This window comes from Paenibacillus agri, assembly GCF_013359945.1.
Taxonomy (GTDB): Bacteria; Bacillota; Bacilli; order Paenibacillales; family Paenibacillaceae; genus Paenibacillus_AQ; species Paenibacillus_AQ agri.
The window spans coordinates 1-243 of record NZ_JABWCS010000058.1 but is presented as its reverse complement, the minus strand read 5'-3'; the positions used below and the strand labels follow the sequence as shown (position 1 = coordinate 243).

Below are 243 nucleotides of genomic sequence, written 5' to 3'. Positions count from 1 at the left end.
GCGATGGGGTGACGCAGGAGGGTAGTGACGCGGACTGATGGATGTCCGTCTAAGCAGTGAGGCTGGTGTGTAGGCAAATCCGCACATCGTAAGGCTGGGCTGTGATGGGGAGCGAAAATTACAGTAGCGAAGGTCATGATCTCACACTGCCAAGAAAAGCCTCTAGTCAGGAGAAGGTGCCCGTACCGCAAACCGACACAGGTAGGCGAGAAGAGAATTCTAAGGCGCGCGGAAGAACTCTCG

General features: G+C 55.6%; 1 rRNA gene. It reads left to right on the top strand.

Annotated elements, in window-relative coordinates:
- Positions 1-243 (top strand): 23S ribosomal RNA (locus tag HPT30_RS00260); the annotation flags it as partial.